12 protein-coding genes and 1 pseudogene are annotated in these 13,204 nt (G+C 73.3%); 8 read left to right on the top strand and 5 right to left on the bottom strand.

The genetic code is table 11. The features are described 5' to 3' along the window. Positions 1-128 precede the first annotated feature (128 nt). Positions 129-1,670, top strand: a complete 1,542-nt coding sequence (locus AC07AW_RS19830; RefSeq protein ID WP_478816770.1) for an NCS1 family nucleobase:cation symporter-1 — start codon at positions 129-131, stop codon at positions 1,668-1,670. Here the strand turns inward: AC07AW_RS19830 and AC07AW_RS19825 are convergent. The 3 genes from AC07AW_RS19825 to AC07AW_RS19815 form a co-directional block, all read right to left on the bottom strand. Then, the gene (locus AC07AW_RS19825; protein ID WP_478816769.1) at positions 1,624-2,436 is read right to left on the bottom strand and encodes a serine protease; all 813 of its coding nucleotides are present in this window, start codon (positions 2,434-2,436) and stop codon (positions 1,624-1,626) included. The genes AC07AW_RS19830 and AC07AW_RS19825 overlap by 47 nt on opposite strands. Positions 2,437-2,656: 220 nt before the next feature. After that, on the bottom strand, positions 2,657-3,541 hold the full coding sequence (locus AC07AW_RS19820) for a hypothetical protein (RefSeq protein WP_478816768.1): 885 nt from the start codon (positions 3,539-3,541) through the stop codon (positions 2,657-2,659). Positions 3,542-3,559: 18 nt separating this feature from the next. Further along, positions 3,560-4,615 carry a lipoate--protein ligase family protein gene (locus AC07AW_RS19815; RefSeq protein ID WP_478816767.1) on the bottom strand — a complete coding sequence of 352 codons (1,056 nt, stop codon included), beginning with the start codon at positions 4,613-4,615 and terminating at the stop codon, positions 3,560-3,562. A gap of 112 nt (positions 4,616-4,727) precedes the next feature. On the opposite strand from AC07AW_RS19815, the gene AC07AW_RS19810 reads away from it, so the two are divergent. The 7 genes from AC07AW_RS19810 to AC07AW_RS19780 all read left to right on the top strand — a co-directional run bounded on the left by AC07AW_RS19810 (position 4,728) and on the right by AC07AW_RS19780 (position 10,883). Further along, positions 4,728-5,564 carry an inositol monophosphatase family protein gene (locus AC07AW_RS19810; protein WP_478816766.1) on the top strand — a complete coding sequence of 279 codons (837 nt, stop codon included), beginning with the start codon at positions 4,728-4,730 and terminating at the stop codon, positions 5,562-5,564. An 81-nt stretch (positions 5,565-5,645) separates the two neighbouring features. Further along, positions 5,646-7,049: a phytoene desaturase family protein gene (locus AC07AW_RS19805; RefSeq protein ID WP_478816906.1), complete on the top strand. Its 1,404-nt coding sequence runs from the start codon at positions 5,646-5,648 to the stop codon at positions 7,047-7,049. 10 nt (positions 7,050-7,059) lie between these two features. Then, complete coding sequence (locus AC07AW_RS19800) at positions 7,060-7,680, top strand: L-threonylcarbamoyladenylate synthase (protein ID WP_116158053.1); 621 nt, start codon at positions 7,060-7,062, stop codon at positions 7,678-7,680. Between the two features lie 108 nt (positions 7,681-7,788). Beyond that, complete coding sequence (locus tag AC07AW_RS19795; RefSeq protein WP_478816765.1) at positions 7,789-8,565, top strand: metallophosphoesterase; 777 nt, start codon at positions 7,789-7,791, stop codon at positions 8,563-8,565. Between the two features lie 91 nt (positions 8,566-8,656). Then, positions 8,657-10,135 (top strand): AlkA N-terminal domain-containing protein, encoded by a 1,479-nt coding sequence (locus AC07AW_RS19790; protein WP_478816764.1) that lies wholly within the window; start codon positions 8,657-8,659, stop codon positions 10,133-10,135. 22 nt (positions 10,136-10,157) lie between these two features. Continuing rightward, the gene (locus AC07AW_RS19785; protein ID WP_478816763.1) at positions 10,158-10,658 is read left to right on the top strand and encodes a methylated-DNA--[protein]-cysteine S-methyltransferase; all 501 of its coding nucleotides are present in this window, start codon (positions 10,158-10,160) and stop codon (positions 10,656-10,658) included. Positions 10,659-10,679: 21 nt separating this feature from the next. Then, a complete protein-coding gene (locus AC07AW_RS19780; RefSeq protein ID WP_093873280.1) occupies positions 10,680-10,883 on the top strand; it encodes a type II toxin-antitoxin system VapB family antitoxin in 204 nt (67 codons plus the stop codon). A gap of 153 nt (positions 10,884-11,036) precedes the next feature. Here the strand turns inward: AC07AW_RS19780 and AC07AW_RS19775 are convergent, their stop codons facing one another. Both AC07AW_RS19775 and AC07AW_RS19770 read right to left on the bottom strand, forming a co-directional pair. After that, positions 11,037-12,104, bottom strand: coding sequence for an ADP-ribosylglycohydrolase family protein (locus AC07AW_RS19775; protein WP_478816762.1), 1,068 nt, complete (start codon positions 12,102-12,104; stop codon positions 11,037-11,039). 130 nt (positions 12,105-12,234) lie between these two features. Continuing rightward, positions 12,235-13,145: pseudogene (locus AC07AW_RS19770) on the bottom strand (BCCT family transporter). Positions 13,146-13,204: the final 59 nt, after the last annotated feature.

Genomic DNA, 13,204 nt, shown 5'->3' with positions numbered 1-13,204 from the left:
CCGTCGGGCAGGTGACCGGGCGTTCCGCTTCTCTTGACGCCCCTGCCCCGCAGGACAAGACTCCTTCCGGTCAAGAACCCCACGCCCCGCACGGCCTCGTTCCGTCCCCCGAACGAAGGGTTCCGTCCATGACCACAACCTCGTCCTCCGGTAGACCCGGCCCCTCCGGTGTGCACGACGGCCGCGTCGAGCTCGCGCCCGGTGCGGCACCCGCCGACCCCCGCTTCGTCAACGACGACCTGCTGCCCGTCCCCGTGGCCGGGCGCCGCTGGACCACGTACAACTTCGCCGCCCTCTGGGTCGGCATGGCCCACAACATCCCCTCCTGGATGCTCGCCTCCGGTCTCGTCGCCCTCGGCATGGACTGGAAGCAGGCCGTCCTCACGATCGCCCTGGCCAATGTCGTCGTCCTCGTGCCGATGCTGCTCACCGGGCACGCCGGGCCGAAGTACGGCATCCCCTTCCCCGTCCTCGCGCGTGCCTCCTTCGGGCTGCGCGGTGCGAATCTGCCCGCGCTCGTCCGGGCCGGCGTCGCCTGCGCCTGGTTCGGCATCCAGACCTGGATCGGCGGTCAGGGCGTCTTCGTCCTGCTCGACAAGGTCTTCGGCGGCGGCTGGGCGGACGTCGCGAAGGTCGCGGGGCAGCCCTGGACGCTGTGGCTCTGCTTCGTGCTCTTCTGGGCGCTCGAACTCGCCATCATCTACCGGGGGATGGAGGCCCTGCGCCGCTTCGAGAACTGGGCCGCGCCCTTCGTCATCGTCGGCGCGCTCGCCCTGCTCGTCTGGATCACGGTCAAGGCGGGCGGCCTCGGACCCCTCCTCGACCAGCCGTCGAAGCTCGGCTGGGGCCCCGACTTCTGGCCCGTCTTCTTCCCCGCTCTCATGGGCATGATCGCCTTCTGGGCCACGCTCAGCCTCAACATCCCGGACTTCACCCGCTTCGGCGCCGGCCAGCGGTCCCAAGTCCTGGGCCAGACCCTCGGGTTGCCCACCACGATGACCCTGTTCGCGCTGCTCTCGGTGCTCGTCACCTCCGGCTCGCAGGCCGTGTACGGGGCGCCGGTCTGGGACCCGGTGGCCCTGGCCGCCAAGACCGACAACGTCTTCGGGCTCCTCTTCGCCCTCGTCACCGTCCTGGTGGCGACCCTCTCCGTGAACATCGCGGCGAACGTCGTCTCTCCGGCGTACGACCTCGCCAACCTCGCCCCGCGGCTTGTGAACTTCCGTACGGGCGCGCTGATCACCGGCGTGGTGGGCGTACTGATCATGCCGTGGAAGCTTACGGCCACCCCCGAGCTGTACATCTTCACCTGGCTCGGCCTGGTCGGCGGCCTCCTCGGTACGGTCGCGGGCATCCTCATCGCGGACTACTGGCTCGTCCGCCGGACGGCCCTCGACCTCGAAGGCCTCTACCGGGCCGACGGCCCCTACTGGTACCGGGGAGGCTGGAACCCGGCGGCCGTCCTCGCCTTCATCGTCGGCGGCGTCCTCGCGGTCGGCGGCTCCCACTCGGCGCCGGGCGCGGGCCCGTTCCCCGAGGACGGCCTGATCCCCTTCCTCAAACCGCTCGCCGACTACGGCTGGGCCGTGGGCCTGGCCGCCGCCCTGCTCCTCTACACCGCCCTCATGAAGCGCGGGGCAGCCGCCCGGCGGTCCTCCCGATCCAGCTGAGGTAGGACCAGACCCGGGTGTTCACGGCGGGGGTGTCGGTCGCGCACCCCTTCCCGTACGAGACCAGACCGACCAGGTACGGCGTCCCCGCGACCGTGTGCACCAGGGGGCCGCCGGAGTCGTACTGACAGGTGTCCCGCCCGGGCGCGTACGTGCAGAGCTGCGTGGCGGTGACCTCGGACATGCCCCGGGTGCCACATGTCGGACTGCTCATGGTGCCGAGGACCACGGTCCGCAGGACGTCGGAGGTGCGGCCCCCGAAGGAGGTGGCGCCCCAGCCGGGGGCCTCGACCTGGGTGTGGTCGAAGGTGCCGTGGGCGTACCGGCCGGGCAGGGCGACCGGGCGCACGTCACGGTTGAACGCCACCGGCTCGGCCAGCCGGATCAGCGCGATGTCGTCGCGCTGGGTGGCCGGGTCGTAGCCCGGGTGCGGGAGGAACGAGGCCGGGGCCGCGAGCACCGCGTTCGGGCTGTCGTCCGCGCGCGTCAGGTCGTGGTCGCCGAGGAGCACCCCCACGCGCGCGGTGCTGCTGTACGAGCCGGTGAGACAGTGCGCGGCGGTCAGTACGTACCGCTCGCCGACCAGTGCCCCGCCGCACATCACCCGCCGCTCTTCCCGATCCACGAGCCCGACCATGAACGGGTACTGATGGGGCCGTGCCTCCTGCCCGCCCACGACCGCGTACGCGTGCGGCGCGACACCGAGGGGGCACATCCCCATGACCGCACCCGCGACCGCCGCCATGAGCTTCCTCGCCCGTCCCACCTGATCTCCGCCCTGTCGACACCGTGTTCCGGGGCCGACGACGGTGCGGAGACGTTTCCGCACGTCCGTCCCGGCCCGCGTGGGCATCAACGACGCGGGCGCGGCGGGGTCACCTGATCCCGGGTCCGGACTGGTGACCGAGGGTCCCGGACCACGCCCGATGTTCGCCGTGCTCCAGGCTCCAGGCTCCAGGTTCCGGGCTCCGGGCTCCGGGCGGTGATCAGCGATCGGCGTCGGGGGCCCACCCGGGGACGTACGCAGCGGCGGCCGCGTCCCAGGCCGGGGCTCCGCCCGGGAACGGCCAGGCCCGGGTCACGTCGGGCGAGTCCGTGATCGACCGGAGTGTCTCCGCGAGACGGCGGCTCTCGTTCGCGATCCGGATCCGGGCGTCCGAGCCGTCCAGGGCGGCGACCCGCTCTTCGTACGCCCGGACCGGGCGGGCCGCGCAGAGCTCCACCCAGGCGGCGTCCACGGTCCGCGAGAGGACCAGCACCCGGGGCCGGCCGCCCTCCGCGAGCGCCGCCGCCAGCCGGTCGTGGCCGTCCAGGACGACGGGGGAGTTGAGCCCGCTGATCCACCAGGCGAACACCGGCGGCAGCACCCCTTCCCGGTACTGGCGTCGGTACGCCCGCACCCGGGGCGCCTCCACCGGTGAGAGCGCCCGCAGCGGCAGCAGGTCGCGTGCGTCCTCGGCCGGGTCGCCGTACCCGAACCAGGTCAGATGGCCCCGGTCGGGATCGTGCGCCAGCACCTTCGGCCAGTTGCCGTCCACGAACCAGCCGTTCGCCTGGGGCCCGAGCCGCCACTCGCCCGCGTGGAGCGGCCCGGCGGCCGCCGTCCGGAGCTCGGTCTCCGCGTGCGCGGCCCAGCGCGCCGTCCATCCCTCCGTGCCCGGCGCCGCGAACTCCGCGAACGCGCGCGCCCGTTCGGCCCGCAGCGGCGCCAGCGGGGAGACGTACCGGCCGGTCCGCGCGTAGTGCACCCCTCGGTGGGTGGCCCGCTGCCGGGCGAACAGCACCGGGGTCGAGCCCTGCAGCAGCACGAGCCGGCGTCCGTCGGCGCACTCCATCCGCAGACCGGGCTTCACCGGCGTCTCGACACGCATCCCGCCACCCTAGGGCCGTCACGGCACCCGGGACGTCCACTCCGGCGTGCCGAACTTGGACTCCGCCAGGTCCTTCGCGCGGGTCAGTTCGTCCTCTGTGAGGCTGCCTTCCGCGAGGCCGTAGCGGGTGCGGAAGGAGGCGATCATGCGGGCGATCACCGTCTCGCGCGGGAGGCCCGTCTGGCGGCGGAGCGGGTCCACGCGCTTCTTCGCGCTCTTCGTGCCCTTGTCGGAGAGCTTCTCCCGGCCGATCCGCAGCACCTCCGTCATCTTGTCCGCGTCGATGTCGTACGCCATCGTCACGTGGTGCAGGACCGCGCCCTCGCCCGCCACCAGCCGCTTCTGCGCCGCGCCCGCGATCTTGCCGGCGTCCGTCGCGATGTCGTTGAGCGGCTGGTACCAGGCCCGGATCCCCATGTCGCCGAGCGCGCCGAGCACCCAGTCGTCGAGGTAGGCGTAGCTGTCGGTGAAGGACAGGCCCTGCACGAGGGCGTCGGGGACGGAGAGCGAGTACGTGATCGTGTTGCCCGGCTCGATGAACATCGCCCCGCCGCCGCTGATCCGGCGCACCACCTGGATGCCGTGCCGCTCCGCCGCCTCCGGGTCGACCTCGTTGCGCAGGGACTGGAAGCTGCCGATCACCACGGCCGGGGCGCCCCACTCCCACACCCGTAGGGTCGGCGGGCGGCGGCCGGACGCGACCTCGGCCGTCAGGACCTCGTCGAGCGCCATGTGGAGCGCGGGGGACTGCGGCGGCTCGTGGATCAGCTGCCAGTCGTAGTCGGTCCAGTCCGTGGCGTGGGCGAGTGCGCGGCGGACCGCGACCCCGACGCCCTCCGTGGTCAGGCCGAACATCTGCGTGCCCGGCGGGAGCGCCGCGTCGATCCGCGCCGCGAGCCCCGAGGCGTCCGTGTCGACCGGCGCGCCTTCGAGGGCCCCGTCGATCGCGAGGATCGCCTCGTCCGGTTCCAGGAAGAAGTCGCCCGCGACCCGGACGTTCCGCAGGACCCCGTCCTCGGTGTCGAGGTCGACGACCACCAGCTTTCCGCCCGGGACCTTGTACTCGCCGTGCACGGAAGCCTCCCTGTCTGTAAGGGGTGAACTCGGCCAAAGGGTACTCCCCGGGGAAACGGGGGGTGACAAGGGCGGCATTCCGGATGTCAGCGCCCCGTGCTTAGCTGGAGGCATGATCGAAGACTTCCTTGAAAGCGTCCTCGGCGGCCGTACGACCGAGGTCGAGGAGGCCGTCCGCAAGGCGGCCGCCGCCGAGATCATGCCGCGCTTCCGGCAGCTCGCCGCCGACGACATCATCGAGAAGAACGGCCCGCACGACCTGGTCACCGTCGCCGACCGGGCTGCCGAGGCCCACCTCACCGCCTCCCTCACCGCCCTGCTGCCCGGCTCCGTGGTCGTCGGCGAGGAGGCCGTCCACGCCGACCCCACCGTGTACGAGGCGCTGCGCGGCGACGCCCCCGTCTGGATCGTCGACCCGGTCGACGGCACCCGCCAGTTCGTCCACGGCGACCCCGCCTTCTGCACCCTCGTCGCCCTCGCCAAGGACGGCGAGCTGCTCGCCTCCTGGACCTTCGCCCCCGCCCTGGACCAGATGGCGGTCGCGGTCCGCGGACGCGGTGCCACGCTCAACGGGCAAGCGATCAGGTCGGGTTCGCCGGCGCCCGGCGAGGTCCTGGAGGTCGCCACCTCGCACCCCGACTACACCACCCCGGACCAGAAGCGGGCCCTGCTGGGCCTGTCGGTCGAGGGCGTCCGTCCGCGCCCCTGCGGCTCGGCCGGGCTCGAATACCTCGCCGTGGCGCGCGGAGAGCTCTCCGGCACCGCCTTCAGCTGGGAGTACGCCTGGGACCACGCCGCCGGGCTCCTCCTTGTCGCGGAGGCGGGCGGCGCGACGACGACGATCGCGGGGGAGCCGTTCCGTATCGCCGGGGGCAACGCGCTGCCGTTCACGACCGCACGGGACGCGGCCACCGCGGAGCGGATCCGGACGCTCCTCGGGGGCGAGTGAGCCGCTGACCGCCACCCGCCTATCCTGGGAGCCTTGGCCATCGGCTGACGAAGGAGTCCGAAGGTGACGCACGAGACGTCGATGTTCGATGCCGTCGTCGTGGGGGCGGGGCCCAACGGACTGACGGCCGCCGTCGAACTGGCCCGGCGCGGCCTCTCCGTGGCCGTCTTCGAGGCCAAGTCCACTGTCGGCGGCGGAGCCAGGACCGAGGAGCTCACCCTCCCCGGTTTCCGTCACGACCCCTGCTCCGCGGTGCACCCGCTCGGTGCCGGCTCGCCCGTCTTCAAGACGATGCCGCTCGACCGGTACGGCCTGGAGTGGCTCCACCCCGAACTGCCCATGGCCCACCCCTGGGACGACGGCACCGCCGCCGTCCTCGCCCGCTCCGTCGCCGAGACTGCCGCCTCCTTCGGCCCGCGCGACGCCGGGACGTACCGCAGGCTCGTAGCCCCCTTCCTCGGCAAGTGGGACACCCTCGCGAGCGACTTCATGCAGCTGCCGCTCACCGCGCTGCCCCGCGACCCGGTCACCCTCGCCCGCTTCGGCCTCGCCGGACTGCCGCCGTCCACCTGGCTGATGCGAAGGTTCCAGGACGAGAAGGCCCGCGCGCTCCTGGCCGGGCTCGTCGGTCATGTCATCGCCCCGCTGGACGGCATCGCCACCGGCGCCGTCGGCCTGGTCTTCGCGCTCGCCGCGCACGCGGGCGGCTGGCCGTTGCCCCGGGGCGGTTCCCAGTCGATCTCCGACGCCCTCGCCGCGTACCTCAAGGACCTCGGCGGCGCCGTCCACACCGACTTCGAGGTCAAGCGGCTCGACGACCTGCCGCCCGCCCGCGCCTACGTCTTCGACACCTCGCCCACCGCCCTCGCCCGGATCGCCGGCTTCGGCGGGCACTACGACCACTACAAGTACGGCGCCGCCGCCTTCAAGATCGACTACGCGCTCGACGGGCCCGTGCCCTGGACCGCCGAGGAGGCCCGCCGGGCCGGCACCGTCCAGGTCGGCCCCACCGCCGGCGAGATCGGCACCGCCCTGCGCGAGGCCTCCTCCGGCACCGCGCCCGACGCCCCCTTCCTCATCACCGCCCAGCCCAGCCTCGTCGACCCCTCCCGCGCCCCCGAGGGCAAGCACGTCTTCTGGGCGTACGGCCATGTGCCGAACGGCTGGCGCGGCGACCTCACCGAGGCGATCGAGCGTCAGATCGAGCGCTTCGCCCCCGGCTTCCGCGACCGCGTCCTGGCCCGCGCCACCGCCGGCCCGTCCGAACTCGCCGAGCGCAACGCCAACTACATCGGCGGCGACATCGCCTGCGGCGCCGCCCGCGGCCTCCAGCTCCTGCTGCGCCCCACGCTCTCCCTCCGCCCCTACGCCACCCCGCACCCGGCGGTCTTCCTCTGCTCCTCCGCGACCCCGCCCGGCCCCGGCGTGCACGGCATGTCCGGGCACAACGCGGCGAAGGCCGTATGGCGGAGCCTGCGAAAATAGACTGCTCCCCATGGCCAAGTACTTCGACGTGCACCCCGACAACCCCCAGCCCCGCACCATCGGCGCGGTGGCCGACTCCATCAGGAACGGGGCGCTCGTCGCGTACCCGACCGACTCCTGCTACGCGCTCGGCACCCGGCTCGGCAGCCGCGACGGCATCAGCCGCATCCGCGCCATCCGCGACCTCGACGACCGGCACCACTTCACACTGATGTGCGCGAACTTCGCCCAGCTGGGCCAGCTCGTGCACATCGACAACGACGTCTTCCGCGCGGTCAAGGCGTCCACGCCCGGCGCGTACACCTTCATCCTCCCGGCGACGAAGGAGGTGCCGCGCCAGCTGCTCCACCCCAAGAAGAAGACCGTCGGCGTCCGCATCCCCGACCACGTCGTCACCCAGGCGCTCCTCGCCGAACTCGGCGAGCCGCTGCTCTCCAGCACCCTGCTCCTGCCCGACGAGGCCGAACCGCTCACCCAGGGCTGGGAGATCAAGGAGCGGCTCGACCACCAGGTGGACGCCGTGCTCGACTCCGGCGACTGCGGCACCGAACCCACCACCGTCGTCGACTTCTCCAGCGGCGAGCCCGAGATCGTCCGCCGCGGCGCGGGGGACACCACCCGCTTCGAGTAGACGCACCGGGGAGGCCACCGGTCCCGGATCGGCCCTTCCCGGCCCGCCCGTGATCACCGTACGGTCGCGTGAACGCCCGTTCACGCGCACCCACGGAGGCCCGGCCGCATGATCGTCATCGCCCACGTCAGCGACGTCCACATCGACAGCGAGCGGCGCAGTCAGGACCGTACCCGCGCCGTCCTGCGGTACCTGGAGGAGCTGCCGTACGACCTGGCGGCCGTCCTCGTCACCGGCGACATCGCCGACCACGGGACACCGGACGAGTACGCGGTGGCGCGGGAGCTGCTGACCTCCCGCCATCCGCTGCTCGTCTGCCCCGGCAACCACGACGACCGCGCCGCCTTCCGCAAGGGCCTCCTCCCCGGGGAGAGCCTCCCCGAGGAGGCCGCGGCGCGCCCGTACGCCCCCGTCAACCAGGTGCTCCGCGGCGAGGGTTTCGTCATCGCCCTCTGCGACTCCTCGGTGCCCGGCGAGGACCAGGGCCTCCTGGAGGACGAGACCGTCGAGTGGCTCGACGGCGTCCTCGCCGCCACCCCGCACGAGGTGCCCGTCCTGGTCGCCTTCCACCACCCGCCGGTGCCGCTGCACACCCCGTACGTGGACGGGATCCGGCAGTTCGGCGAGGAGCGGCTCGCCGCGCTCGCCGACCGCCACCCCCACCTCACGGCCTTCCTCGCGGGCCACGCCCACACGGCCGCCGCCACCACGTTCGCCGGGCGTCCGCTGCTCGTCGCGCCCGGGGTCGTCTCCGCCCTCCGGCTGTCCTGGGAGAACCCGACCGACGATCCGCACGTCCACCTCGGCCTGCCGCCCGCGCTCGCCTTCCACGTCCTCGGCGAGGACGGCCGGCTGACCACCCACTACCGGACCGTCACCCTCTGAGACCGGGGTCATTCTCCGAGACCGGGAGGGGGCGGACGTCCATGTCGTTTTCTCGCCAGCCCGCGGGCCGTCCGTCCCCGATCCTGGAACCATGCACACCGACACCGAGCGCTGCGTACGGGCCGTCCAGTCGAAGGAGGCCCGTTTCGACGGCGTGTTCTTCACCGCCGTCCGCACCACCCGGATCTACTGCCGGCCCAGCTGCCCGGCCGTCCCGCCCAAGCCGGAGAACATGGAGTTCCACCCCAGCGCCGCCTCCTGCCAGCGCGCCGGCTACCGGGCCTGCAAGCGATGTCGGCCCGACACCAGCCCCGGCTCACCCCAGTGGAACGTCCGGGCCGACGCCGTCGCCCGCGCCGTCAGGCTCATCCAGGACGGCGTCGTCGACCGCGAGGGCGTCCCCGGCCTGGCCCGGCGGCTCGGCTGGTCCACCCGCCAGATCGAACGCCAACTCCTCGCCGAGCTCGGCGCCGGACCACTCTCGCTGGCCCGCGCCCAGCGCGCCCAGACCGCCCGACTGCTCATCGAGACCACCGCGATGCCCTTCGGCGAGATCGCCTTCGCCGCCGGCTTCTCCTCCATCCGCACCTTCAACGACACCGTCCGCGAGGTCTTCGCCCTCACCCCCGGCGAGCTCCGCGCCCGCGCCACCCGCCGGTCACCGCTCCAGGCGAGCGCGACCCCGGGCGTCATCGGCCTCCGGCTGCCGTTCCGTGCCCCGCTGGAACCCTCCAACCTCTTCGGGCACCTGGCCGCGACCGCCGTCCCCGGCGTGGAGGAGTGGCGTGACGGCGCCTACCGGCGGACGCTGAGCCTCCCGTACGGACACGGCATCGTCGCCCTCTCCCCGCGCCCCGACCACATCGCCTGCCGCCTCTTCCTCACCGACCCCCGCGACCTCACCCACGCGATCAGCCGCTGCCGACGGCTCCTCGACCTCGACGCCGACCCCGTCGCCGTCGACGAGCAGCTCCGCACCGACCCGCTGCTCGCCCCGATCGTCGACAAGGCGCCCGGCCGCCGGGTGCCCGGGTCCGTCGACGCCGCCGAGTTCGCCGTACGGGCCGTCCTCGGCCAGCAGGTCTCCACCGCCGCCGCCCGCACCCACGCCGCCCGCCTGGTCACCGCGCACGGCGTCCCGATCGACGATCCCGAGGGCGGCCTGACCCACCTCTTCCCGAGCCCCGAGGCGCTCGCCGCCCTCGACCCCGAGACCCTCGCCCTGCCGCGCAGCCGCCGCACCACCCTCCTCACCCTCGTCCGGGCCCTCGCCGACGGCTCGCTCCCGCTCGGCCCCGCCGACGACCGCGAGGAGGCCCGCGCCCGGCTGCTCGCCCTGCCCGGCTTCGGCCCCTGGACCACCGAGGTCATCGCCATGCGGGCCCTCGGCGACCCCGACGCCTTCCTCCCCGGCGACCTCGGCGTCCGCCGCGCCGCCGAAGGCCTCGGACTGCCCGGTACCCCGGCCGCACTCACCGCCCGCGCCGCGCACTGGCGCCCGTGGCGGGCCTACGCCGTCCAGTACCTCTGGGCGACCGACGACCACCCGATCAACCTCCTTCCCGCGTAACGGACCGTCAGGAACCCCTCCCATGCCCTCCATCCAGCACACCGTCGTGGACAGCCCCTACGACCCGCTGACCCTCGTCGCCGTCGACGGCGTCCTCAGCCGCATGTACATGACGGGACAGCGCCACCGCCCGCCCGAGGAGACCTTCGGCGAGCCCGACCCGCGCCCCTTCGGCGAGGCGATCCGCCAGCTCGACGCCTACTTCGCCGGCGAACTCACCGAGTTCGACCTGCCGTTGAACCTGGTCGGCACCCCGTTCCAGCTGCGCGTCTGGGAGCAGCTCCTGCGCATCCCGTACGGGGAGACCCGGACGTACGGCGAACTCGCCGAGGAGCTCGGCAGCCCCGGCGCCTCCCGGGCCGTGGGCCTCGCCAACGGCAAGAACCCCGTCACCATCATCGTCCCCTGCCACCGGGTCATCGGGTCGGGCGGCAGCCTCACCGGCTACGGCGGCGGCCTGGACCGCAAGCAGCGGCTCATCGCCTTCGAATCGGGCAGGGCGGAACCGGACGCGCTCTTCTGATCGGGGTGTTAGGTTCCGGCCATGGCCAAGGTGAACATCGGTCTCGACGCCGAACTCGTCGTGGAAGTCATGGTCCTGGCCGGCATCGGCAACCCCCAGGACGCCGTCGAGGCCGTGGTCCGCGACTACATCGCCCGCGGCCACCGCACCGAGGCACGCGCCGTCAGCCGGGACGAACCGCAGCGCACCGGCGAGATCGTCCCGCCGGAGCCCCCGCAGGGGTGAGGGTGCCGGAGGCCTCCGACCGACGCGCCCGCCTGCTCCTGGGCGGGTGCTTCTGGGTCCTCGTCGGCGCCACCGTCCTGGTCGTCGGCGCCCTGCTGCTCCTCGCGACCGCCCTGTCCTCCCTCGAACGGCCCGCGGACCCCAAGCCGCCCCTCACTCCGTCCGCTCCGCCAACCGCAGGGTCCGCTCCGCCAGTTCGCTGATGCGGACGCCGTCGAAGCCGAAGACGGCGCTGCGCACCCGGTCCCGCAGCGGTGCGGACCACTGCGGCGGGATCGCGGCCGCGCCGCAGCGGACTCCGGCCACCGAGCCCGCCGTCGCCCCGTTGGAGTCGGTGTCCAGGCCGCCGCGGACGGTCAGCGCGATGGTGCGGGTGAAGTCCCCTTCCCCGTACAGGAGTCCGGCGGTCAGGACGGCCGCGTTCGGGACGGTGTGGATCCAGCCGAGGCCCGCCGTCCGCTCCGCGAGCTCGGTGAGCGCCTCCGACCAGCCGAGCCCCGACTCGTACAGCGCGATCGTGCCCCGTACGGTCCTGGCCAGCCGGCAGCTCGCCGGCACCGGCTCCAGGCTCGTCTCCAGCGCCGACCGCAGGTCCGGCGCGGTGAAGGCCGCCGCGATCAGCGCCGCCGCCCACATCGCGCCGTACACGCCGTTCCCCGTGTGCGAGAGGACGGCGTCCCGGCGGGCGAGCGAGGCCGCCCGGCGCGGATCGCCCGGGCAGGTCCAGCCGTAGACATCGGCCCGGATCAGTGCCCCGATCCACTCCTGGTACGGATTGTCGTACGTGGCCGTCAGCGGCGGCCGCAGCCCGTTTGCGAGGTTCCGGTAGGCGACCCGCTCCGCCGTGAACGTCTGCAGGTACGGCAGCCGCAGCAGCCACTCCTGGCCGACCTGCTCGGTGCTGAACGCGAAGCCGTACGTCTCCAGGAGGTGCAGCCCCAGGACCGACCAGTCGACGTCGTCGTCCCGGCAGCTGCCGTCGATCCCGCCCCGCACGCACCGCTCCCACTCCGGCCGCAGCTCGAAGCCCTCCGCGCCGGGCGGCGGGGGAGGGAGGTAGTTGGTGAGCGGGAGCGCCCCGGTCAGCCGGAGATACGCGTCGATGTGCTCCCGGGTCCAGTGGTCGCCGTGCTCCACGGGCTTGCCGAGCATGTTCCCGGCGATCCGGCCCGTCCAGCCGCCCAGGATCCGGTCCCCGAGCTCCCCGTCCGTGAACCCCATACCTCCGGTGTACCGAATGCGGGGGCCGTGCGCGCGCCGACCCTCAGTCCCCGGGCGGCTCCGCGCCGGCCCTCAGTCCTCCGGCGGCTCCGCGCCGGCCCTCAGTCCTCCGGCGGCTCCGTGCCGGCCCTCAGTCTTCCGGCGGCTCCGTGCCGGCACGGGCCTTCATCGGCGGCTCCGCGCCGGTACTGGCCTTCTCCGGCGGCTCCGCGCCGGTGCGGGCCTTCTCCGGCGGCCGGAGCTCGTGCCGGCGGTCGTCGGCCCGCTCCGTCATCGCCTCCCCGACCAGCGTCCGCACCGCGTCCCGCAGCCCGTGCAGGGCGTGGTGCCGGGCCGGGCCCGCCCCCGGGTCCTCCCGCAGCTCCTTCAGGAGCGCGAAGCACAGCACCAGCATCACCAGCACGAACGGCAGCGCCACCAGGATCGTCGCCGTCTGCAGCGAGGTCAGACCGCCCGCCACGAGCAGCACCGCGGCCACGGCCGCCATCAGGACGCCCCAGGTCACCACGAGCCAGGTCGGCGGTGGAGCGAGCCGCGGCTCGTCAGCGAACCCATCGCGAGGGAGGCCGAGTCCGCGCTCGTGACGAAGTACGTCATCACCAGGAGCATCGCGATCACCGAGGACGTCCGGGCCGCCGCGCCCGTCCCCGCCTCGACCCCGCTCGCCGGGGGAGGGTTCAGGAAGTGCGTCAGCGGCTCCCCGGCCCCGTAGAACATCAGACCGATGCCCATTCCGGCGCTGAACATCATCGCGATCCACGCCAGGTTCGTGAACTCCGGCTCCGAGTCGTCCGCGCCCAGCCTGATCCGGCCGAACCGGCTCAGCGCGATCACCACACACAGCACCAGAAAGGTGTCCGCGGCGACCACGAACAACCAGGCGAAGTTCGACAACACCCAGCTCAGCGCAGTGGAGGACGCGCTGTCGAAGGAGGCCTCGCCCAGTGCCGCCCAGCCGACGACCGCGACGACGGCCGCGACCCCGATCCCGATGACCTTGCCGTCGGGCCTGCCGTCCGGAACGATCTTTCCCGTACTCATGCGACCCCACTATGGTGCGGAATATCGCCTTATCAGGGGGTGGCACGCCGTCTGGCGGT

The organism is Streptomyces sp. NPDC044003, from assembly GCF_056435185.1.
Note: the sequence above shows the minus strand (reverse complement) of the source record. Positions and strands in the feature narration are given on the sequence as shown.

What these genes read in the sequence shown, in the direction of transcription:
- AC07AW_RS19780 (WP_093873280.1), top strand. Translation starts at nt 10,680, where the DNA reads ATGGCCAAGGTGAACATCGGTCTCGACGCCGAACTCGTCGTGGAAGTC.
- AC07AW_RS19790 (WP_478816764.1), top strand. Translation starts at nt 8,657, where the DNA reads ATGCACACCGACACCGAGCGCTGCGTACGGGCCGTCCAGTCGAAGGAG.
- AC07AW_RS19800 (WP_116158053.1), top strand. Translation starts at nt 7,060, where the DNA reads ATGGCCAAGTACTTCGACGTGCACCCCGACAACCCCCAGCCCCGCACC.
- AC07AW_RS19810 (WP_478816766.1), top strand. Translation starts at nt 4,728, where the DNA reads ATGATCGAAGACTTCCTTGAAAGCGTCCTCGGCGGCCGTACGACCGAG.
- AC07AW_RS19795 (WP_478816765.1), top strand. Translation starts at nt 7,789, where the DNA reads ATGATCGTCATCGCCCACGTCAGCGACGTCCACATCGACAGCGAGCGG.
- AC07AW_RS19830 (WP_478816770.1), top strand. Translation starts at nt 129, where the DNA reads ATGACCACAACCTCGTCCTCCGGTAGACCCGGCCCCTCCGGTGTGCAC.
- AC07AW_RS19805 (WP_478816906.1), top strand. Translation starts at nt 5,646, where the DNA reads ATGTTCGATGCCGTCGTCGTGGGGGCGGGGCCCAACGGACTGACGGCC.
- AC07AW_RS19820 (WP_478816768.1), bottom strand. Translation starts at nt 3,541, where the DNA reads ATGCGTGTCGAGACGCCGGTGAAGCCCGGTCTGCGGATGGAGTGCGCC.
- AC07AW_RS19785 (WP_478816763.1), top strand. Translation starts at nt 10,158, where the DNA reads ATGCCCTCCATCCAGCACACCGTCGTGGACAGCCCCTACGACCCGCTG.
- AC07AW_RS19775 (WP_478816762.1), bottom strand. Translation starts at nt 12,104, where the DNA reads ATGGGGTTCACGGACGGGGAGCTCGGGGACCGGATCCTGGGCGGCTGG.